At 66.4% G+C, this 21,091-nt stretch carries 14 protein-coding genes; 11 read left to right on the top strand and 3 right to left on the bottom strand.

All coding sequences use genetic code 11. From position 1 onward, the window contains the following. The first annotated feature begins 139 nt into the window (after positions 1–139). From ACWKV7_RS01255 to ACWKV7_RS01225, 7 genes are all read left to right on the top strand, one after another. Positions 140–1,759 carry a methyl-accepting chemotaxis protein gene (locus ACWKV7_RS01255; protein WP_483855813.1) on the top strand — a complete coding sequence of 540 codons (1,620 nt, stop codon included), beginning with the start codon at positions 140–142 and terminating at the stop codon, positions 1,757–1,759. Between the two features lie 13 nt (positions 1,760–1,772). Further along, complete coding sequence (locus ACWKV7_RS01250) at positions 1,773–2,276, top strand: chemotaxis protein CheW (RefSeq protein ID WP_483855812.1); 504 nt, start codon at positions 1,773–1,775, stop codon at positions 2,274–2,276. Beyond that, the gene (locus ACWKV7_RS01245) at positions 2,273–3,523 is read left to right on the top strand and encodes a CheR family methyltransferase (RefSeq protein WP_483855811.1); all 1,251 of its coding nucleotides are present in this window, start codon (positions 2,273–2,275) and stop codon (positions 3,521–3,523) included. The genes ACWKV7_RS01250 and ACWKV7_RS01245 overlap by 4 nt, the downstream gene beginning before the upstream one ends. Beyond that, positions 3,510–4,181 (top strand): chemotaxis protein CheW, encoded by a 672-nt coding sequence (locus ACWKV7_RS01240; protein WP_483855810.1) that lies wholly within the window; start codon positions 3,510–3,512, stop codon positions 4,179–4,181. Before ACWKV7_RS01245 ends, ACWKV7_RS01240 begins: the two co-directional genes overlap by 14 nt. Then, positions 4,178–6,394, top strand: coding sequence for a response regulator (locus tag ACWKV7_RS01235; protein WP_483855809.1), 2,217 nt, complete (start codon positions 4,178–4,180; stop codon positions 6,392–6,394). Before ACWKV7_RS01240 ends, ACWKV7_RS01235 begins: the two co-directional genes overlap by 4 nt. Next, positions 6,391–7,398, top strand: a complete 1,008-nt coding sequence (gene cheB, locus ACWKV7_RS01230; RefSeq protein WP_483855808.1) for a chemotaxis-specific protein-glutamate methyltransferase CheB — start codon at positions 6,391–6,393, stop codon at positions 7,396–7,398. Before ACWKV7_RS01235 ends, cheB begins: the two co-directional genes overlap by 4 nt. An 84-nt stretch (positions 7,399–7,482) precedes the next feature. Continuing rightward, entirely contained in the window at positions 7,483–8,445 is a 963-nt protein-coding gene (locus ACWKV7_RS01225; RefSeq protein WP_483856270.1) for a diguanylate cyclase domain-containing protein, read from the top strand. Between the two features lie 18 nt (positions 8,446–8,463). Here the strand turns inward: ACWKV7_RS01225 and ACWKV7_RS01220 are convergent, their stop codons facing one another. The 3 genes from ACWKV7_RS01220 to ACWKV7_RS01210 form a co-directional block, all read right to left on the bottom strand. Further along, positions 8,464–9,774 carry an NAD(P)/FAD-dependent oxidoreductase gene (locus ACWKV7_RS01220; RefSeq protein ID WP_483855807.1) on the bottom strand — a complete coding sequence of 437 codons (1,311 nt, stop codon included), beginning with the start codon at positions 9,772–9,774 and terminating at the stop codon, positions 8,464–8,466. Positions 9,775–9,821: 47 nt separating this feature from the next. Next, positions 9,822–11,186 (bottom strand): glutamine synthetase family protein, encoded by a 1,365-nt coding sequence (locus tag ACWKV7_RS01215; protein WP_483855806.1) that lies wholly within the window; start codon positions 11,184–11,186, stop codon positions 9,822–9,824. Between the two features lie 371 nt (positions 11,187–11,557). Next, positions 11,558–12,691 carry an alkane 1-monooxygenase gene (locus ACWKV7_RS01210; protein WP_483855805.1) on the bottom strand — a complete coding sequence of 378 codons (1,134 nt, stop codon included), beginning with the start codon at positions 12,689–12,691 and terminating at the stop codon, positions 11,558–11,560. Between the two features lie 305 nt (positions 12,692–12,996). Here ACWKV7_RS01210 and ACWKV7_RS01205 point away from each other — a divergent pair, with 305 nt between their 5' ends. The 4 genes from ACWKV7_RS01205 (at position 12,997) to ligA (ending at position 20,604) form a co-directional block, all read left to right on the top strand. Further along, positions 12,997–13,656, top strand: a complete 660-nt coding sequence (locus ACWKV7_RS01205; protein WP_483855804.1) for a GntR family transcriptional regulator — start codon at positions 12,997–12,999, stop codon at positions 13,654–13,656. 9 nt (positions 13,657–13,665) lie between these two features. Then, on the top strand, positions 13,666–17,154 hold the full coding sequence (gene smc, locus ACWKV7_RS01200) for a chromosome segregation protein SMC (RefSeq protein ID WP_483855803.1): 3,489 nt from the start codon (positions 13,666–13,668) through the stop codon (positions 17,152–17,154). A 178-nt stretch (positions 17,155–17,332) separates the two neighbouring features. Then, positions 17,333–18,151, top strand: a complete 819-nt coding sequence (zipA, locus tag ACWKV7_RS01195) for a cell division protein ZipA (protein WP_483855802.1) — start codon at positions 17,333–17,335, stop codon at positions 18,149–18,151. 89 nt (positions 18,152–18,240) lie between these two features. Then, complete coding sequence (ligA, locus tag ACWKV7_RS01190; protein WP_483855801.1) at positions 18,241–20,604, top strand: NAD-dependent DNA ligase LigA; 2,364 nt, start codon at positions 18,241–18,243, stop codon at positions 20,602–20,604. Positions 20,605–21,091 lie beyond the last annotated feature (487 nt).

Raw genomic sequence — 21,091 nt, 5'->3', positions numbered from 1 at the left:
TTGTGCAGTCGTGACCGGTTCGCCGGGTCCTCCCTGCCTCCGCCAGCATCCGTTGGCAGGTCGCGACGGCTTGTCATGGGTTCTGCGGGTTAGCTGCTATACCTGAAGGGTCATCAGGACAATGACACAGGAGCAAGACGTGCAGAACTGGACCCTTCGCCAGCGGATCTATGCCAGTTTCTCCCTGGTCATCGCCGTCATGGTGCTGATGGCCGGGCTCATCTACTCAGGCCTGAAATCCATCGAGAATCGTGTAGGGGAGATCCGCCTGGATGCGTTGCCGGGCATGCATTTGGGCGATCAGATCCGTACCGCTGACGTCGAGCGCCTGGTGCTGACCCAGCAGCTCGCCATACACCCGGATTCCGACGAACGCCAAGCGATCTTGCTGCAACTCGACGAGCTGGAAGAGCGCTTGCACGCCCTGGACGTCGACTATCAGAAAACCCTGCTGCGCTCCGAGGATCGCGAGGCGTTCGCCGCACTCAAGGCGCAGCAGCGCAAATACGAAGAGCTGCAACGGGCTGTCGTCGCGCGCTACGCGGAGGGAGAGCAGAATGCCGAAGCCGCGTTGTTGCTGGAGCGGCTGGTACCGGCGTGGCTGGAGGGGCGTGCGCTGCGGGCCCGCATGATGGAGCTGGATCGGGAAGCGGCGGAGGAATACGCCCAGGGGGTGCTTGCCGAGGTGCAGGGGGCCGAGGCCAACATGTTGGTGATGCTCCTGGTGGCCGTGCTGATTGCCGTGGCCAGCGGCTACCTGCTGATGCGTGCGATTCTCGCGCCGATGCAGCGCATTCTCGACGTGCTGGACAGCTTGCGGGACGGCAAGCTCAATGCGCGCCTGATGCTGGAGCGGCAGGACGAGTTCGGCGTGATCCAGAGAGGCCTGAACGGCATGACCGAATCGCTGGTCAAGCTGGTGTCGCAGTCGCAGCAATCGTCCATCGCGGTGACCACGGCGGTGACCGAGATCGCTGCCACCGCGCGGCAGCAGGAGGCCACCGCCACGGAAACCGCCGCCACTACCGCGGAGATCGGCGCCACCTCGCGGGAGATCCTCGCCACCTCGAGGGATCTGCTGCGCACCATGGGCGAGATCGCCGCCTCCGCCGAGCAGGCGTCGGTGATCGCCGGCAGTGGGCAGGAAGGGCTGACGCGCATGGAGGAAACCATGCACCAGGTGATCGGCGCCGCCGAGCTGGTCAATGCCAAGCTGGCGATCCTCAGCGAGAAGGCCGGCACCATCAACCAGGTGGTCACCACCATCGTCAAGGTGGCGGACCAGACCAACCTGTTGTCGCTGAACGCCGCCATCGAGGCGGAAAAGGCCGGCGAGTACGGGCGCGGCTTCTCCGTGGTCGCCACCGAAGTGCGCCGGCTGGCGGACCAGACCGCGGTGGCGACCTACGACATCGAGCAGATGGTGCGTGAGATCCAGTCGGCGGTCTCCGCCGGCGTGATGGGCATGGACAAGTTCTCGGAGGAGGTGCGCCGTGGCATGGCCGAGGTACAGGACGTCGGCGAGCAGTTGGGCCAGATCATCCAGCACAGCCAGGCGTTGTCGCCGCGCCTGTCGATGGTCAACGAGGGCATGCAGACCCAGGCCACCGGCGCCGAGCAGATCAGCCAGGCACTGTTGCAGCTCGGCGAGGCGACCGGGCAGACCGTGGAGTCGTTGCGCCAGATCAGCAGTGCCATCGACGAGCTGAGCCAGGTGGCGAGCGGCCTGCGCAGCGGAGTTTCACGCTTTCAGGTGTGAAGGAGGCTGCCGAGTGTCCGGATCACGGAGTGGCGCCATGGGTCGAGCGGGCATGCTGTTCCTGTTGTTCAAGGTTGGCACCGACCGCTACGCACTGGATGTTCGGGAGGTGGCCGAGGTGCTGCCGCTGCGTCGACTCAAGCCCATCGCACAGGCGCCGGCCTGGGTCGCTGGCATCTTTTCCCACCGCGGCGAGCTGGTGCCGGTGCTCGATTTGAGCGAACTGATGAGCGGTCGCCAGGCGGCTCCGCGAACCACCACCCGGATCGTGCTGGTGCACTACCCGCGGGGCGATGGGCAAGCCCGGTTGCTCGGCCTGATTCTCGAACAGGCGTGCGAAACCCTGCGCTGCGATCCGGCCGATTTCCAGGACTACGGCCTGGACAACCAGGGCGCTCCTTACCTCGGCCCGGTCTACCGCTCGGAGGCCGGGCTCGTGCAACGGGTGCGCGTGAAAGGCTTGCTGCCCGACGCCGTGCAGGCACTGCTGTTTCCCGACCGGAGCGTTGAGGCATGAGCGGCGTGGAGCGCTTCGCCGAATTCCTCAAGACCCGCATCGGCCTGGATGTCGGCACGGTCGGCCCTTCGGTGATCGAGCGCGCAGTGAGGTTGCGCCTTGCCGCGGGGGTGGCCGTCGATAGCGATGGCTACTGGACGCTGCTACAGGAGTCGCCACAGGAGCGACAGGCGCTGATCGAAGCGGTGATCGTGCCGGAGACCTGGTTCTTCCGTTACCCCGAGTCCTTCGTGCTGCTCGCCAGGCTGGCCCGGGAGCGCCTGGCGACGCTTGCCGGTGCGCGCCCGCTGCGCATCCTCAGCCTGCCTTGCGCCACCGGCGAGGAGCCGTATTCCATCGTCATGGCATTGCTGGACGCGGGCATTCCGGCGGCATCGTTCCGGGTGCACGCACTGGACGTCAGCCCCAGGCTGATCGAACGCGCCCAGCTTGGCCGCTATGGCCAGAATTCCTTTCGCGGCGAGGCGCTGGGCTTTCGCAATCGCCATTTCTCCTGGCAGGAGCACGACTATCATCTGGCAGCGCAGGTCCGCGCGCAGGTGCACTTCCGTTGCGGCAACCTGCTCGACCCCGGCCTGCTGGCGGACGAGCCGCCTTACGACGTGGTGTTCTGCCGGAACCTGCTGATCTATTTCGACCAAGCCACGCAGAAGGCGGTGTTCTCCGCGCTTGCTCGCTTGGCAAGGCGCGATGGCGTGTTCTTCATCGGTCCGGCGGAAGCCAGTCTGTTCTCCCGCATGGGGCTGGCGGCGCTGAGCGTTCCCAACAGCTTCGCGTTTCGCTTTCCGGAGCCTGTCGTTGCGGTGGTACCCGAGGCGAAACCGGCCGTCCCGCAGGCGGAGCCGCCCCCGGCGCGCCGGGCGGCTCGCGTGCAGCGTGCTCCCCGGCTGCCCAAGGCGCCTCCGCCGCGAAGCAAGCCAGCGTCTCCAGTGGAGGCCGGAACGACGCTGCAGACCATCGCCGCACTGGCCGACCAAGGGCGCCTGGCCGAGGCCCGGCAGTCCTGCGAGCGCCTGCTCGCCGAGCGTGGGCCCGACGCCGATGCCTTCTATTGGCTGGGCTTGCTGAACGACGCCGAAGGCAGGCCCGGCGATGCCCGTGGTTATTACCGCAAGGCGCTCTATCTGAAGCCGCAGCACCGCGAAGCCCTGCATCATCTGGCGGCATTGCTGACTGCCGAGGGCGATCTCGCCGGGGCGCGGCAGCTACGGGCGCGCGCCGAACGAGGAGCCGATGGCCATGGATGAAAAGGACCGGCAGCCGCTCGACGACTGCTGGAATCGCATCGGCGTGCGGGGCGACAAGTCCTGCCCGAAGCTCGCCGAGCATGTGCATTGCCGCAACTGCCCGGTGTATGGCGCCGCCGCCATCCGCCTGCTCGACCGCTATGCGTTGTCTCACGAAGAGCAGGTCGAGGAGGTGGCCGAGCGGGCATCCATCGCGGACGTAGCCACTCGCTCGCAGCTGATATTCCGCCTTGGCGACGAATGGCTGGCGCTGCCCACGCGAGTGCTGATGGAGGTGCTGCCGACCGCGCCGGTCCACGCCTTGCCGCACTCGCGTTCGCGGGTGTTGCTCGGCGTCGCCAATGTGCGCGGTGCCCTGGTGGCCTGCCTGTCGCTGGCCGAGTTACTCGGCATCGAGGCGACTTCCAGGGTGCCGGCTCAGCGCCGACGGGTGGTACCGCGCCTGTTGGTGATCGCCGCGGAAGGCGGGCACGTGCTGGTGCCGGTGGACGAGGTGGAGGGTATCCACGGCATTGAGCTGACCGCTCTGGACGAGGCGATGCGGCGCAGTTCCCTGAGCAGTCCCTTCAGCCTCGGCGTGCTGGACTGGCACGGACACAGCGTGCGCCTGCTGGATGAGGACGCACTGCTGCTGGCGATGAACCGGAGCCTGACATGACCCCCGACGAAATGCGGGATGCCTCGTTGCTGGAACTGTTCCGCCTGGAAGCGGAGGCGCAGACCCAGGTGCTTGGTGCCGGCCTGCTGGTGCTCGAGCAGGAACCGACCCAGGCCGAGCAACTGGAGGCGTGCATGCGCGCCGCCCACTCGCTGAAGGGCGCGGCGCGCATCGTCGGGGTCGATGCCGGCGTGCGCGTGGCCCATGTCATGGAGGATTGCCTGGTGGCCGCCCAGCAGGGGCGCCTGCGCCTGGCCGCCGAGCATATCGATGCGCTGCTGCTGGGGAGCGACCTGCTGCTGCGCATCGCCCAGCAACCGGGGGAGGTGCCCCCCGTCGAGGTCGACACCCTGGTTGGCCTGCTGGAAGCCCATGCGGGCGGCACAGCGCCCGGGGTCCCGGCAGCACCCGAGGCCATCGGGGCGAAGGACGAGTCGGCGCCAACCACCGCTGCGACGGTAGCGAAGACTGACGAGCGCGCGCTGCGGGTCACCGCCGATCACCTCAACCTCTTGCTCGATCTGGCCAGCAAGACGCTGGTGGAATCGCAGCGGCTGCAGGCGCTGCTGCTGACCCGGCAACGCGGCGAGCGCCTGCTGGGGCAGCTCGGCCGTCTGCTGGAGTTGCTGCAGGATCGCCTGTTGGAAAGCGAGCAGGATTCGCCGCTGCTGGCAACCGTCAAGGAGTCGCGCCGGCTGTGGGGCGAGTCGCGCGAGCTGCTCGAGCGCGAAGCCGCCGAACTCGACGAGTTCGCCTGGCAGGCCGTGCAGCGGGGCCAGCGGCTGTACGACTCCGCCCTGGCCTGCCGCATGCGCCCCCTGGAAGATGTGCTGGTGGGGCAGGCCCGGATGATCCGCGATCTTGCGCGCAGCCTGGGCAAGCAGGTGCGCCTGCAGGTCGAAGGCGAGAAGACCCCGGTGGATCGCGAAGTGTTGGAGCGCCTGGAGGCGCCCTTGGTACACCTGCTGCGCAATGCCCTGGATCATGGCATCGAAGCGCCCCAGGCGCGCCTGGCGTCCGGCAAGCCCGCCGAGGGACTGATCAGCATCCGGGCGCGCCACCAGGCGGGTCTGCTTCTGCTGGAGGTCGTCGACGACGGTGCCGGGGTGGACCTGGCCAGGCTGCGTGGGGCCATCGTCAAGCGCGGCCTGGCCAACGACGACACCGTCGAGCGGATGAACGAAGCCGAGCTGCTCAGCTTCTTGTTCCTGCCGGGTTTCAGCCTGCGCGAGCAGGTCACCGAGCTGTCCGGCCGTGGCGTCGGCCTGGATGCGGTGCAACACCTGTTGCGCCAGCTGCGCGGCAATATCCAGTTGCAGCAGGTACAGGGCGGCGGTTCGCGCTTTCTGATCGAGGTGCCGGTGACGCTCTCGGTGGTACGCAGCCTGGTGGTGCAGATCGCCGGGGAAGCCTATGCCTTTCCCCTGGCCCATATCGAGCGGATGGACGAACTGGAGCCGGATGCGATCGTGCAGCTGGAGGGGCGCCAACAGTTCCTCCACGACGGCGAAGCGGTGGGTCTGGTCGCCGCCAGCCAGTTACTCCAACTGCCTCCGGGCAACGCCGCGGATGCCGCCATTCCGGTGGTACTGATCGGCAAACCGGGAGCTTTCTACGGTATTGCGGTCGAACGTTTCATCGGCGAGCGGAACCTGGTGGTGCTGCCGCTGGACCCGCGGCTGGGCAAGGTGCGCAGCGTGGCTGCCGGCGCCTTGCTGGAGAATCGCACGCCGGTACTGATCCTCGACGTCGAAGACCTGCTGCGAGCCATGGAACTGCTGCTCAGCAGCGGTAGCCTGGAGCGTATCGATGCGGGCGGCCAGGCGGGCGGTTCGGCGCGCAAGCGCGTGCTGGTGGTGGACGACTCGCTGACCGTGCGCGAACTGCAACGCAAGCTGCTGGTGAATCGCGGCTACGAGGTGGCGGTGGCGGTCGACGGCATGGACGGCTGGAACGCATTGCGGGCCGAGCACTTCGACCTGCTGATCACCGACATCGACATGCCGCGCATGGATGGCATCGAACTGGTCACGCTGTTGCGCCGCGACCACCGCCTGCAGGCGCTGCCGGTCATGGTGGTGTCCTACAAGGATCGCGAGGAGGATCGTCGCCGTGGGTTGGAAGCGGGGGCCGACTACTACCTGGCCAAGGCCAGTTTCCATGACGAGGCGCTGCTGGATGCGGTGGAAGAGCTGATCGGAGGGCCGGCATGAAAATCGGTATCGTCAACGATACCCCGATGGCGGTCGAGGCATTGCGCCGCGCGCTGGCCTTCGCGCCTGAGCATGAAGTGCTGTGGGTGGCGCAGGATGGCGCCGAGGCGGTTCGCCGCTGCGCGGTGCAAACACCCGATCTGGTGCTGATGGATCTGCTGATGCCGGTGATGGACGGGGTCGAAGCGACGCGCCAGATCATGGCCCAGAGCCCTTGCGCCATCCTATTGGTGACCGGTGATTCTGCGCGAAACATGCGCCTGGTGTTCGAGGCCATGGGCCACGGCGCCCTGGATGTGGTCGACACGCCGCTGCTCGGCGGTGCGGATGCCGCCGAGGCGGTGGCGCCGCTGCTGCGCAAGATCCGCAACCTGGGCTGGCTGATCGGCCAGGCGGGCAACGGTGCCAAGGCGGGCGCGAGCCCGCTACCGCGGCGGTTGGTGGTGATCGGCGCGTCGGCGGGCGGGCCGAATGCGCTGGCCACGCTGCTGAGTGAACTGCCGGAGACTTTTCCCGCTGCCATCGTGCTGGTGCAGCACGTCGATGCGGTGTTCGCCGCCGGCATGGCCGAATGGCTGAGCGGGGTCTCGGGCAAGCCGGTTCGCCTTGCCCGTAGTGGCGAGGTGCCGCCGGTGGCGGAAATCCTGCTGGCGGGGACAGACAGCCACATACGCCTGATGAAAGACGGTCGCCTGGCCTATACCAGCGAGCCGGACGACTACTCTGTATATCGTCCGTCCATCGATCTCTTCTTCGAGAGTGTCGCCCGGCACTGGCGCGGCGATGCGGTCGGCGTGCTGCTGACCGGCATGGGCCGCGACGGTGCGCAGGGGCTCAAGTCGATGCGTGAGCGAGGCTTTCTCACCATCGCCCAGGACCAACAGAGCAGTGCGGTCTATGGCATGCCGAAGATGGCGGCGGGACTCGGTGCCGCCGTGGAAATCCATTCCTTGCATGACATCGCACCACGTCTGCTGGAAGTCTTTCCCTCAAACGCAAAATAGGCCCTGTCGGCGACGACGGCCAGGGAGGTACAGGTGAGCGAGCCGTTGCAGAGACCGCATCTGTCGGTCGACGAGAATGCGGTGATGGTACTGCTGGTCGACGACCAGGCAATGGTCGGCGAGGCGGTGCGGCGCGACCTGGCGCGGGAGGACAGCATTGACTTCCATTTCTGCGCCGACTCCCAGCAGGCGGTTGCGCAGGCCATGCAGATCAAGCCCACGGTGATCCTCCAGGACCTGGTGATGCCGGGGGTGGATGGCTTGTCGCTGGTGCGCGAGTACCGGGACAATCCGGCGACCCGCGACATCCCCATCATCGTGCTTTCCACACGGGAGGATCCGGCGGTGAAGAGCGCGGCTTTCAGCGCCGGCGCCAACGACTACCTGGTCAAGCTGCCGGACGCGGTCGAGCTGATCGCTCGCGTGCGCTATCACTCGCGCTCCTACCAGACGCTGCTGCAGCGTGATGAGGCCTTTCGCGCCCTGCGCGAGAGCCAGCAGCAGTTGCTGGACACCAACCTGGTGCTGCAGCGGCTGATGAATGCCGACGCGCTCACCGGTCTGTCCAACCGCCGCCACTTCGACGAGTACCTGGACATGGAATGGCTGCGGGCACAGCGCGAACAGGCGCAGATTTCGCTGCTGCTCATCGATGTCGATTACTTCAAGAGCTACAACGACAACCAGGGACACCTGGAGGGGGACGAGTTGCTGCGCATTGTCGCTGCCTCCATGCGCGACCATTGCACCCGTCCGGCCGATTTGGCCGCACGCTATGGCGGCGACGAGTTCGTCATCGTGCTGCCGGGTACTGCCGCGGCGGGCGCTCGGGTGGTGGCGGAGCGGATTCGCGAGACCTTTTCCGAGCGGCGCATTCCCCACAATGTCCCGATGCGCGGCTCTTTCGTCACCCTCAGCATCGGTGGCGCGACCATAATTCCCAAGCCCGGCGAGTCGCGCAACCTGCTGATCCAGCTGGCCGACCAGGGCCTCTACTGCGCCAAGAACCAGGGCCGCAACCGCTTGAGCATGCTGGAGCGGCCCTGAGGCGGGCGTCGGCGTGCCTCAGCGCAGCTTCTCCAGCAACTGGTAGTACCACATGCCGACCGCCAGCATCGGGTTGCCCAGTTGGTCGCCCAGCGGCACCTTGATATGCCGGCAGGCAGCGAACGTGTCGAACTTCTCCAGGCTGCCGGTCAGGGCTTCGGCCATGATCTCGCCCATGATGTGGGTGGTGGCGATGCCGTGGCCGGAATAGCCCTGGCAGTACCAGACGTTGGGCGACAGCTTGCCGAGCTGGGGAATGCGATTCATCACGATGCCCATCGCGCAGCTCCACTGGTAGTCGATCGCCACGCCCTTGAGCTGCGGAAAGGTGCGCTCGATGGCTGGGCGCAGCTCGGCGGCGATATCCCGCGAGTCGCGTCCCGAGTAGTTGCAGCCGCCGCCGAATAGCAGGCGGCCGTCGGCGGTCAGGCGGTAGTAGTCGAGCACGAAGCGACAGTCGTAGACCGCCAGGTCCTGCGGGTTGAGGGCGCGCGCCAACTCGCCGAGCGGGGCGGTAGTGACGATGCCGCCCATCGCCGGAAAGATCATGCCCTTGAGCCGCTTGGCTTCCAGCTTGTGGTAGACGTCGCCGGCCAGCAGCACCTGGCGTGCGTTGACCCGGCCCTCGGCGGTGACCACCGCCGGCTTGTCGCCATGGACGATCTGCAGCACCTCGGAGTGCTCGAAGATCAGCGCGCCCAGGCTCCCGGCGGCCCTGGCCTCGCCGATGCACAGGTTCAGCGGGTGCAGGTGCAGGTTGCGGCGGTTCTTGATGGCGCCGCAGTAGAGCTCGCTGCCCAGGTGCTCGCGTACGCCAGCGGCATCCAGCAGGCTCACCTCGTCGTCCATGCCGCGGCGCACGGCTTCCTCGTAGGCGTCTTGCAGTTCGTCCAGGTGGCTCGGCTTCATCGCCGCGTGCAGGTGGCCATGCTTGAGGTCGCAGGCGATGCCGTATTTCTCCACGCGCCTCTTGATGATCTCGTGGCCGCGCCAGCGCAGGTGCCAGATGAAGTCGTCCACCTCGTCGCCGAGTCGCTTGCGCATCTGCTTGCGCATCGCGCCGTCGCCCGAGAGGCTGCCGGTGACCTGGCCCCCGTTGCGCCCGGTTGCGCCCCAGCCGATCTTCTTTGCTTCGACGATGGCCACCTTGAGGCCGCGCTCGGCCAGCTCCACGGCGCTGGCCACGCCGGTGAAGCCGCCGCCGATGATGACCACGTCGACGGTCACTTCGCCTTGCAGCCGCGGGTAGTCGGTTTCCGCCTCGAGGGTGGCGGTGTAGTAGGAATTGCAGCGCTCGGCGGCAATCGGGTTGTGCAATGCAGCGGTCATTCGAATGCTCCGTGGCAGGCGCGCGCAGGCGCCTGCGGTCGATGGGGTCAGGCCTGGGTCAGGTACCAGCGCCAATCCTGCTCGCCGACTTCGCCCATGAACTGGCGGTACTCGGCGTTCTTCACCGCCAGGTAGACCTTGAGGAAGGCATCGCCCAGAGCGTCGCGGGCCCAGCTGGAGCGCTCCAGGCTGCGGATCGCGGTGAGCCAGTCGGTGGGCAGGCGCTCGCCGGGCTGGGCATAGCCGTTGCCGCTGACCGGCGCGCCGGGGTCCAGCTGCTCGCGGATGCCGCGATGCACGCCGGCGAGAATCGCGGCTGCGGCCAAGTAGGGGTTGGCATCCGCGCCGCAGATGCGGTGCTCGACATGCCGGGTATGGGCCGGCCCCCCCGGCACCCGCAGGCTGACGGTGCGGTTGTCCACGCCCCAGGTGGCGGCCAGCGGCGCGTAGCTGTTGGCCTGGAAGCGCCGGTAGGAATTGGCGTTGGGGCAGAACAGCAGCAACGAGTCCTGCAGGCTGGCGAGCATGCCGGCCACCGCCTGGCGCAGCAGCGGCGTGCCGGCCGGGTCTTCGCTGGCGAACAGGTTGCCGCCTTCGCCATCGGCCAGGCTCACGTGCATGTGCAGGCCGGTGCCGGCCAGGTCGGCGAACGGCTTGGCCATGAAGCAGGCCTGCATGCCGTGGCGATGGGCGACGCCCTTGACCAGCCGCTTGTAGCGCACCGCCTGGTCCATGGCGACCAACGCCGGGCCGTGCTCCAGGGTGATCTCCACCTGGCCCGGCGCGTACTCGGAGATCGCCGTGCGCGCCGGCAGGCCCTGGGCCTTGCAAGCGGCATAGAGATCGGCGAGGAACGGCTCGATCTGCTCCAGCTCGCGCAGGCCATAGACCTGGGTGGCGCGCGGGCGGCCGCCGTCGGCATCCGGAGCGGGCTGCGGGTGACCATTGGCATCGCGGCGTTGGTCGAGCAGGTAGAACTCCAGCTCCGCTGCCATCACCGGTTGGTAACCGTCGGCTTGCAACGCTTCGATGGTTCGGATCAGCAGGTGACGCGGGTCGGCCACCGCCGCCGGCATACCCTCCTGCGGGTGCATGCTGACCTGCACCGCAGCGGTCGCCATGCGCCGCCAGGGCAGTCGCACCAGGCTGCCGGGCAGCGGGTAGGCGCGGCAGTCGATGTCGCCGACGTCCCAGACCAGGCCGGAGTCCTCGACGTCCTCGCCGTGGATGCTCAAGCCGAGAATGGTGCTGGGCAGCGGTCGGCCGCTGCGGTACAGCGGCAGCAGCTCGTCGCGGTGCAGCAGCTTGCCGCGCGGCACGCCGTTGGCGTCAAGGATGAACAGTTCGAAGGCGTCGATATCCGGGTGTTGCTCGAGGAAGCTCAGGGCCTCCTGCTCAGGGGCGAAGATCATGGTGCTCTCGTTAGCGCCGCCGTGGCGCGGATGCGGACAGCTTGCCGAACGCCTGGCGTTCGGTCCGTACAGGGTCAGCTTCAGGCGGCGATATCCGGCGGGCGGGCGTGGCGGCAATGCCAGAGCGCCCAGAACGCCAGGTCGAGGGGCAAGGCGACGCAGAGCGGCGGGCACTGCAGCGTCCGCGCGGCCTGCGCAGCGCGTAGGCTGCGAGGGACCGGGGAAAACGCGGAACGAATTGCATGCGTGCCCATGGGAGGTGCCGTGACGAGCGCGATGGCTCAACCTGCAGCAGGTTTGCACGGCACCGTGCGTTGGTTAAATCGAACTTTCGCGATGTTCAGCTCTGCCTCGGCTAAACATTGCGATGCTCAGGGCGCGGTCTGCGACGCGCTGAGTTGATGCTCTTCCCCGGCATAGTAGGCGCGCACCTTCGGGTCCATCACTGCGCGCCACAGCGGCGGGAACAGCGCGAGTACGACCATGCCGGCGTAGCCATTGGGCAGTTGCGGGCTGTCGTCGAAATGCCGCAGGACCTGGTAGCGGCGCTTGGCATAGGCGTGGTGGTCGGAGTGCCGCTGCAGGTGGAACAGGAACAGGTTGGTCAGCAGGAAATTGCTGTTCCACGAATGGGTCGGGTTGGTTCGCTCGTAGCGACCGTTGTCCAGCTTGCGGCGATGCAGGCCGTAGTGCTCGACATAGTTGACGATCTCCAGCAGGGTGAACGCAAAGAGCGCCTGGCCGAGAAAGAACAGCGCGCCGAGCCAGCCCAGAGCCAGGCCGAAGCCGGCCAGGAACACGCCGCTGAGGGCATACCACCAGACCAGTTCGTTGCGCCAGTGCAGGGCCGGCAGGCCCTTGCGCTTGAGCCGCTCGGCCTCGAGCTTCCAGGCATTGAGAAAGTTGTGCGCGTAGGCATGGGGCAGGAAGGCATACAGGCTCTGGCCGAAGCGCGAGGAGGAGGCATCCTCCGGGGTGGATACATGTACGTGATGCCCGCGCAGGTGTTCCACCTTGAACCCGGCATAACACACCGCAGCGAGCAACACGCCACCGGCATTCTGTTCCAGCTCCGGGTCCTTGTGGATCAGCTCGTGGGCAACGGTGATGCCGATGGCGCCCATCACCGTGCCCACCGAGAGCAGCCAGCCGAGCTGTCCGGCCCAGCTCCAGGCCGGATGGGTGACGAACACCCAGCCGGCCCAGGCCAGCGTGCCCAGCAGTACCGGTACGGTGCTCAGGCTGAGCAGCCGGTAGTAGCCCTGGCGCTCCAGGCGAGGAACCTGCTGCTCGTCCGGGTTGGCCGGGTCGCGGCCGATGACGAAGTCCAGCAGCGGGATGATGCCGAACACTACGCCGACCACCAGCCACGCCCAGGCATCGGCGTGGGTGCTGCCCAGCGAATAGTGATAACTCAGGGGCAGGCCGGCGACCGGGATCAGCCAGAACCAGTAGCCGATGATTTTCAGCGCGATCATCCAGCGTGAGGGTAGGCGTTCAAGCATGGGGGGCTCCTTGTTGGGTGGATATTGTCGGATTGTCTGACAATATTCACTCCGAACGCGTCGCCGCGTAACCCTACCTTTCGCTCTGCAAGGTCTGTCTCGGGTAACACCCTGGCGTAACGCCATGTCGATTGCCTGGGCGCTTCCGGCGTTGGAGCGGGCTCGCCAAACTCAGACAGGCGCCTAGCTGGGCAGCCGATGCCCTGTGTTACACTCGCCGCCTGTTTTTTCGCCCCACGCCAGCGCTGGCGGGGGTTGCGGATCATCCCTCATGCCCCGACAGACCAGACAGCCGAAGGAAGATCATGACGTTCAAGGCACCGGACAGCCTCGCCGAGCAAATCGCCCATCACCTTGCCGAACGCATCATTCGCGGCGAGCTGAAGGAGCGTGAGCGCATTCAGGAACTGAAAGTCACCCAGTCGCTGAACGTCAGCCGCGGCTCGGTGCGCGAGGCGCTGCTGATCCTCGAGCGCCGCCACCTGATCGACATCCTGCCGCGCCGCGGCGCCCAGGTAGCCGAGCTGACGCCGCACAAGGTGCAAAGCCTGTATGCGCTGGTCATGGAGCTGTACATCCTGCTCGGCAATGCGGTGGCCGAGCGCTGGAAGAGCGAGTCCGAGCTGTCGCCGCTGGTGGCGGTGCAGCAGCGTCTGATCGAGTGCGCCGAGCGCCAGGACATCCATGGCTTCGTCGACCACAGCTTCGACGTCATGCGCGCGGCCTTCCCGTTCGCCAACAACCCCTATTTGCAGGAAACCCTGGAGAACCTGCGTCCGGCCATCAGCCGCACCTACCACTTGGCACTGGAACGGCGGAAAGGCGAGATGGGGCGCTTCCTGGAGGTTTTCGCCAGCCTGTTGCAGGCAGTCATCGCCCGCGACCATCAGCGTATTCGCGAGGTGCTGAGCGAGTACGGCAAGCACAATTGCCAGTTGGTCCTGGCTACCCTGGCCGAGCGCTAAGAGCCCTGCATGCGCCTGAAGAGCATCAAGCTGGCGGGCTTCAAGTCCTTCGTCGATCCCACCACGGTCAGCTTTCCCAGCAACATGGCCGCGGTGGTCGGGCCCAACGGCTGCGGCAAGTCGAACATCATCGACGCCGTGCGCTGGGTGATGGGCGAAAGTTCGGCGAAGAACCTGCGCGGCGAGTCGATGACCGATGTCATCTTCAATGGCTCCAACACCCGCAAGCCGGTGACCCAGGCGTCCATCGAGCTGATTTTCGACAACTCCGACGGCACCCTCACCGGCGAATACGCGGCCTTCGCGGAAATCTCCATCCGCCGGCGGGTGACCCGCGATTCGCAGAACACCTATTTCCTCAACGGCGTGAAATGCCGCCGTCGCGACATCACCGACATCTTCCTCGGTACCGGCCTGGGGCCGCGCAGCTACTCGATCATCGAGCAGGGCATGATCTCCAAGCTGATCGAAGCCAAGCCCGAGGACCTGCGCAATTTCATCGAGGAAGCCGCCGGCATCTCCAAGTACAAGGAGCGCCGCCGCGAAACCGAAAGCCGCATCCGCCGCACCCATGAGAACCTGGCGCGCCTGACCGACTTGCGTGAGGAGCTGGAGCGCCAACTCGAGCGCCTGCACCGCCAGGCTCAGGCGGCGGAGAAGTACCAGGAATACAAAGCTGAGGAGCGCCAGCTCAAGGCCCAGCTGTCAGCCCTGAAATGGCGGGCGCTGAACCAGCAGGTGGGCAACCGCGAAGCGGTGATCGGCGACCAGGAAGTGGCCTTCGAGGCCCTGGTGGCGGAGCAGCGCAACGCCGACGCCAGCATCGAGCGTCTGCGCGATGGCCATCATGAGCTGTCGGAGCGCTTCAACCTGGTCCAGGGCCGCTTCTATTCGGTGGGCGGCGATATCGCCCGCGTCGAACAGAGCATCCAGCATGGCCAGCAGCGCCTGCGCCAGTTGCAAGACGACCTGCGTGACGCGGAAAAGGCGCGCCTGGAAACCGAATCCCACCTGGGCCACGACCGCACCTTGCTGGCCACCCTCGGCGAAGAGCTGGCCATGCTCGAACCCGAGCAGGAGATGGCCGCCGCTGCCGCCGAGGAATCCGCCGCCGGCCTGGCCGATGCCGAGCAGGCCATGCATGCCTGGCAGGAACAGTGGGATGCGTTCAACCAGCACAGCGCCGAGCCGCGTCGCCAGGCCGAGGTAGAGCAGTCACGCATCCAGCAGTTGGAACAGAGCCTGGAGCGCCTGGCCGAACGCGAGCGGCGCCTGCGCGATGAGTTGACCCAGCTCTCTGCCGACCCGCAGGACGCCGCCTTGCTCGATCTCGGCGAGCAACTGGCTGCCAGCGAGCTGGCGCTGGAAGAGCTGCATGCCGGCGAAGAAACCCTGGCCGATGGCCTCGAGCAAGTGCGCGGCGAACTGCAGCAGGCCAACCAGGCCCAGCAGCAGGCCCAGGGCGAGTTGCAGCGCCTGCAGGGGCGCCTCGCCTCCCTCGAGGCCCTGCAACAGGCGGCGCTCGACCCCGGCAAGGGCGCGGCGCAATGGCTGCGCGAACAGCGACTGAGCGAGCGCCCGCGCCTGGCCGAAGGCCTGCGCGTCGAGCCTGGTTGGGAGCTGGCGGTGGAAACCGTGCTCGGTGCCGACCTGCATGCCGTGCTGCTGGATGATTTCGCCGGTTTGGAATTCTCCGGCTTCGAGCAGGGCGACCTGCGCCTGGCCAGCCCCGCCAAGGGTGGCGTGCGCGTTGCCGGCAGTCTGCTGGACAAGGTCGATGCCGCTGTCGACTTGGCGCCCTGGCTGGCCAGGGTGCGCCCGGTGGAGAGCCTGGATGAGGCGCTGGCCAGCCGCGCCGCGCTGGCCGAAGGCGACAGCCTGATCAGCCGCGATGGCTATTGGGTCGGCCGGCATTTCCTGCGGGTGCGTCGTGCCAGCGAAGCGGAAAGCGGCGTGCTGGCCCGTGGCCAGGAGCTGGAGCGGCTGCAGGCCGAGTGCGACGAGCGCGAAGCATCGCTGGCGGCGCTGGATGAGCGTCTGCTGCAACTGCGCGAGAGCCAGCGCCGTCAGGAAGAGGCCCGCGAGCAACAGCGCCGCCGTGTGCAGGACGAAAGCCGCCGGCAGGGCGAACTGAAGGCCCGGCTGTCCGCCGGCCAGGCCAAGGCCGAACAGCTGGGCCTGCGTCGCCGGCGCCTTGACGAGGAACTGCGCGATCTCGGCGAACAGCGCGCCATCGAGCATGAGCAATTGGGCGAAGCGCGGCTGCTGCTGCAGGACGCGCTGGATGCCATGGCGGTGGATACCGAGCGCCGCGAACAGTTGCTGGCCAGCCGCGACGGCCTGCGCGAGCGGCTCGACCGGGTGCGCCAGGACGCCCGCCAGCACAAGGACCATGTCCACCAGTTGGCGGTGCGCCTGGGTTCCCTGCGTGCCCAGCACGATTCCACCCGGCAGGCGCTGGAGCGCCTGGAGCTGCAGTTCGAGCGCGCCATCGAGCGTCGTGAGCAATTGACGCTGAACCTGGAGGAGGGCGAGGCACCACTGGAAGAGCTGCGCATCAAGCTGGAAGAACTGCTCGACAAGCGCCTGGCCGTGGAAGACGAACTCAAGCTGGCGCGCCTGGCCCTGGAAGACGCCGACCGCGAGCTGCGCGACGCCGAGAAGCGGCGCACCCAGGCCGAACAGCAGGCACAGCTGCTACGCGGCCAGCTGGAACAGCAACGCATGGACTGGCAGGCCCTGACCGTGCGCCGCAAGGCCCTGCAGGACCAGTTGCAGGAAGACGGCTACGACTTGCACGGCGTGCTCGCCACCTTGCCCGGCGAGGCCAGCGAGCAAGCCTGGGAAGAGGAACTGGAGCGGCTCGCCGCGCGCATCCAGCGCCTCGGCCCGATCAACCTGGCGGCCATCGACGAGTACCAGCAGCAATCGGAACGCAAACGCTATCTGGATGCGCAGAACGACGACCTGGTGGAGGCGCTGGAAACCCTGGAGAACGTCATCCGCAAGATCGACAAGGAAACCCGCAACCGCTTCAAGGAAACCTTCGACCAGATCAATTCCGGCCTGCAGGCGCTGTTCCCCAAGGTGTTCGGCGGTGGTCACGCCTATCTGGAACTTACCGGCGAAGATCTGCTCGATACGGGGGTAGCGATCATGGCGCGCCCGCCGGGCAAGAAGAACAGCACCATCCACCTGCTCTCCGGCGGGGAAAAGGCGCTGACCGCCCTGGCGCTGGTGTTTGCCATCTTCCAGCTGAATCCGGCGCCGTTCTGCATGCTCGACGAGGTGGACGCGCCGCTGGACGACGCAAACGTTGGCCGCTATGCGCGGCTGGTCAAGGAAATGTCGGAAAAGGTGCAGTTCATCTATATCACCCACAACAAGATCGCCATGGAAATGGCTGATCAGTTGATGGGCGTGACCATGCACGAACCCGGTTGTTCGCGGTTGGTGGCGGTGGATGTCGAGGAGGCGCTGTCACTGGTTGAAGCCTGATGCGGCGGACAGTGTAAAGTTGCCTTTCGTCGTGCTAGCTTAGTGCCTTATTTTTGTTACATGTGGAAAACGCCTGACAGAACATGGAGTTGGCGCCACATGGAGTCTGTTGTTCGAAGCCCGGGCTCGGATGCCTGTTTCATCATCATCATCATTTTTTCAGGGGTTACGGAATTACATGGATATCGGTCTGCGCGAATGGCTGATCGTCATCGGCATCATGGTTATCGCCGGCATTCTGTTCGATGGCTGGCGCCGCATGCGCGGCAACAAGGGCAAGCTCAAATTCAAACTCGACCGCAGTTTCGCCAACTTTCCCGACGATGACGGCGACCCCGAGCTGCTCGGCCCGGCCCGCGTCATCCCCAAGCAGAGCGAGCCCTCGCTTGACGAGGAAGACTTGCCCGCGATGAGCGCGCGCGAACTCAACAAGCGTCGTGGCATCGAGCCACGCCAGGGCGACCTGAACCTGGAAGTCGACGAGCCGGTACCGACGCTGCTCAACCCGGTCGACGACGGCGAGCCGGAGATGCGCAAGGGCGCTGCCGACGACCAGCATGCACCGGTCGAGGAAGTGTTGGTGATCAACGTCGTTTCCCGCGACAGCGAAGGCTTCAAGGGCCCGGCGCTGCTGCAGAACATCCTGGAGAGCGGCCTGCGTTTCGGCGACATGGATATCTTCCATCGCCACGAGAGCATGGCCGGCAATGGTGAAGTGCTGTTTTCCATGGCCAACGCGCTGAAGCCGGGTACCTTCGACCTGGACGACATCGAAGGCTTCAGCACCCGCGCGGTGAGTTTCTTCCTTGGCCTGCCGGGCCCGCGCCATCCGAAGCAGGCCTTCGACGTAATGGTCGCCGCCGCGCGCAAGCTGTCCCAGGAACTCAATGGCGAGCTGAAGGACGACCAGCGCAGCGTGATGACCGCGCAGACCATCGAGCACTATCGCCAGCGCATCGCCGAGTTCGAGCGCCGCCAGCTCACCAACAAACGCTGATCCAAGCCAGGGGCTCGCCAGGGCGAGCCTCTGAGCATTCACTCCCAGGAGCAGCTACGGCTGCTCTTTTGGTTTTCGGAAACAGGACCATGACCGACGCTCAGACCGCCGCCGAACGTATCGCTCAACTGCGCAGCGAGATCGACCAGCATAACTACCGCTACTACGTACTCGACGAACCCAGCGTGCCGGATGCCGAATACGACCGCCTGTTCAATGCGTTGAAGGCTCTGGAGGCGGAGCATCCCGAACTGGTCACCGCCGAGTCGCCAACCCAGCGCGTCGGCGGCGAAGCGCTCGCGGCCTTCGGCCAGGTACGCCATGAAGTGCCGATGCTCAGCCTGGGCAACGCCTTCGAGGAGCAGGACCTGCTGGATTTCGACCGCCGTGTGCGTGAGGGCCTGGACCTGCCGGCCGGCGATCTGTTCGGCGAAGGCGCAGCCGTCGAGTACAGCTGCGAACCCAAGCTCGACGGACTGGCCGTCAGTCTGCTTTATGAACATGGCCACCTGGTGCGCGGCGCCACCCGCGGCGACGGCAGCACCGGCGAAGACATCAGCGCCAATGTGCGCACCGTGCGCAACATCCCGCTCAAGCTGCACGGGGAGGGCTGGCCGGCAGTGCTGGAGGTGCGCGGCGAGATCTTCATGTCCAAGGCCGGCTTCGAAGCGCTCAATGCGCGGCAGTTGGAGACAGGCGGCAAGACCTTCGCCAATCCGCGCAACGCCGCCGCCGGCAGCCTGCGCCAGCTCGACCCGAAGATCACCGCCAGCCGCCCGCTGGAGTTGTGCGCCTATGGCGTTGGCCGCAGCGACGGCGAGTTGCCCAGGACCCACTACGAACTGCTGCAGGCGCTGAAGCGCTGGGGCCTGCCGATCAGCCGCGAGCTGAAGATCGCCAAGGGCATCGAGCAATGCCGGGACTATTACCGCGATGTCGGCGAGCGCCGCGATGCGCTGGCCTATGAGATTGACGGCGTGGTGTTCAAGGTCAACGACATCGGCCAGCAACGCGAGCTGGGCTTCCGCGCTCGCGAGCCGCGCTGGGCCATTGCTCACAAGTTCCCGGCGCGGGAAGAGATCACCGAACTGCTCGATGTGGAATTCCAGGTGGGCCGCACCGGAGCCATTACCCCCGTGGCGCGGCTCAAGCCGGTACAAGTGGCTGGCGTCACCGTGTCCAATGCCACCTTGCACAATATGGATGAGGTGGCGCGCCTCGGCGTGATGATTGGCGACAGCGTGATCGTGCGTCGCGCCGGCGATGTGATTCCGCAGGTGCTCGGGGTGATTGCCGAGCGCCGTCCCGCCGATGCGCGCCCGGTGCATGTGCCGGAGCAGTGTCCGGTCTGCGGCTCGGCGGTGGAGCGCACCCAACTGATCAAGCGCAGCAAGGGTCGGGAGTCGGTCAGCGAAGGCTCGATCTACCGGTGCGTCGGCCGCCTGGCCTGCCAGGCCCAGCTCAAGCAGGCGATCATTCATTTCGTCTCGCGCCGGGCCCTGGATATCGACGGCCTCGGCGACAAGATCGTCGAGCAACTGGTGGACAAGGGACTGGTCGGCTCGCCAGCCGATCTCTACACCCTGACCTACGAGCAGGTGATCGAGCTGGAGGGGTTTGCCGAGCTGTCGACCCGCAACCTTCTTGCTTCCATCGATGCCAGCCGGAAGCCGACCCTGGCGCGCTTCATCTTCGCCCTCGGCATTCCAGACGTCGGCGAGGAAACCGCCAAGCTGCTGGCCCGTTCCCTCGGCTCGCTGGAGCGCATCGGCAGGGCGCTGCCGGAAGTGCTGACTTATCTGCCGGACGTCGGCCTGGAGGTCGCCCATGAGATCCACAGCTTCTTCGAGGACGAGCACAACCGCACGGTGATCCGCCAGTTGCGCGAGCGCGGCGTCGAGCTGCAGGAGGAGGGCGAGCTGCATGCCGAGTTTGCCGCCTGCGCTACCCTCGCCGGGTTCCTCGACAAGCTGGACATTCCCTTCGTCGCGGCCACCGGCGCGAAGAACCTGGCCGAGCGATTTGGCAGCCTGGAAGGGATCATCCAGGCCGACTGGCTGGACCTGAGCGCCATGAAGGGCCTGAATGAAAAGGCCAAGCAGTCCGTACGCAGCTACTTCGGCGATTCGGCCAACGCTGAACGTGCCCGTGCCATCGAGGCACAGTTGCGCGACTTCGGTATGCACTGGCAGAGCGAGAGGAAGGCCGTCGAAGGTCTGCCGTTCGCCGGCCAGACCTGGGTGCTCACCGGCACCCTGGAAGCGATGAGCCGCGACCAGGCCAAGGAGAAGCTGGAAGCCCTGGGCGCCAAGGTGGCCGGTTCGGTCTCGGCCAAGACCCACTGCGTGGTAGCCGGCCCCGGCGCTGGCTCCAAGCTGGCCAAGGCCAGCGAGCTGGGAGTGCGGGTGCTGGACGAGGCGCAGTTTCTCGCGGAGCTGGCCAAGTACGGCTGAGCCGTCATGGGTGGGCATGGGCCGCTTCGAAACGCTCGCATGCCGGAGATCCCAGCCGTAGCCCAGATAAGCCTCAGCGCAATCCGGCGTCGCCCTCTCCCGGATTGCGCCGCGTTCCGCGGCTTATCCGGGCTACGAAGCAGCCGATCCCGTGGCGGGCCATGCCCGAGAAGTCAGGCGGCGACGGTCTCTCGCGGGCGTGGCCCGCTCCTACAGGGAGGCTAGGGCCGTAGGATGGGTTGAGCGCAGCGATACCCATCGATCAATGTTTCGAGCAGGGCGCGAGTCCATGTCCACGCAACCTTGGGTATCGCTTCGCTCAACCCAGCCCGACCCATGCTTCGCCCGCTGTCACCTTGCCTAGCTAGCCTCGAACCTGGGTGCGACGGCATGTCTCAGTGACATCGGCGGTGTAACTGCGATGCTGGAGGCAGTTTCATCCGTCAGGTTGAATCATGTCTTGTCGTGCAGCGGTACCTTCGAAAAA

This window comes from Zestomonas ipomoeae, from assembly GCF_057128665.1.
This window is presented reverse-complemented; position numbering and strand designations above follow the sequence as displayed.